Below are 1,369 nucleotides of genomic sequence, written 5' to 3'. Positions count from 1 at the left end.
TAAGCGCTCCACAAGTCCTTCCGGTCTTGCTTCACAGCCCTTAGAACGCTCTCCTACCACTGTTCGAAGAACAGTCCGCAGCTTCGGTGATACGTTTAGCCCCGGTACATTTTCGGCGCAGAGTCACTCGACCAGTGAGCTATTACGCACTCTTTAAATGGTGGCTGCTTCTAAGCCAACATCCTAGTTGTCTAAGCAACTCCACATCCTTTTCCACTTAATACACACTTTGGGACCTTAGCTGGCGATCTGGGCTGTTTCCCTCTTGACTACGGATCTTATCACTCGCAGTCTGACTCCTAAGGATAAGTCATTGGCATTCGGAGTTTGACTGAATTCGGTAATCCGATGAGGACCCCTAGTTCAATCAGTGCTCTACCTCCAAGACTCTTACACTTAAGGCTAGCCCTAAAGCTATTTCGGGGAGAACCAGCTATCTCCAGGTTCGATTGGAATTTCTCCGCTACCCACACCTCATCCCCGCACTTTTCAACGTGCGTGGGTTCGGGCCTCCATTCAGTGTTACCTGAACTTCACCCTGGACATGGGTAGATCACCTGGTTTCGGGTCTACGACCACGTACTCATCGCCCTATTCAGACTCGCTTTCGCTGCGGCTCCGCCTCTTCAGCTTAACCTTGCACGGGATCGTAACTCGCCGGTTCATTCTACAAAAGGCACGCCATCACCCATTAACGGGCTCTGACTATTTGTAGGCACACGGTTTCAGGATCTCTTTCACTCCCCTTCCGGGGTGCTTTTCACCTTTCCCTCACGGTACTGGTTCACTATCGATCACTAGGGAGTATTTAGCCTTGGGAGATGGTCCTCCCAGATTCCGACGGAATTTCACGTGTTCCGCCGTACTCAGGATACATTCAAGAGAGAACGAAGTTTCGACTACGGGGTTGTTACCCTCTACGACGGACCTTTCCAGGTCGCTTCGTCTACCTCGTTCCTTTGTAACTCCGTATAGAATGTCCTACAACCCCAAGAGGCAAGCCTCTTGGTTTGGGCTATGTTCCGTTTCGCTCGCCGCTACTCAGGAAATCGCATTTGCTTTCTCTTCCTCCAGGTACTTAGATGTTTCAGTTCCCTGGGTCTGTCTTCCATACCCTATGTATTCAGGTAAGGATACCATACCATTACGTATAGTGGGTTTCCCCATTCGGAAATCTCCGGATCAAAGCTTACTTACAGCTCCCCGAAGCATATCGGTGTTAGTCCCGTCCTTCATCGACTCCTAGTGCCAAGGCATCCACCGTGCGCCCTTTCTAACTTAACTAATTTTAAAACTAATTGAATTAAACTTACGCAGTTTAATGAATGACATTATCTAGTTTTCAAGGTACAAAGTTGAGAGTGAACTC

Annotated in this window: 1 rRNA gene; it reads right to left on the bottom strand. The window is 48.9% G+C overall.

What is annotated here, in order from left to right:
• Positions 1-1,284, bottom strand: a 23S ribosomal RNA gene (locus ACFQ80_RS22580); the annotation flags it as partial.
• Positions 1,285-1,369: the final 85 nt, after the last annotated feature.

The sequence above is a fragment of the Isoptericola sp. NPDC056578 genome (assembly GCF_042793275.1).
Classification (GTDB): domain Bacteria; phylum Actinomycetota; class Actinomycetes; order Actinomycetales; family Cellulomonadaceae; genus Isoptericola.
The sequence above is the reverse complement of the archived record's forward strand: the minus strand, read 5'-3'. Positions and strand labels throughout refer to the sequence as shown.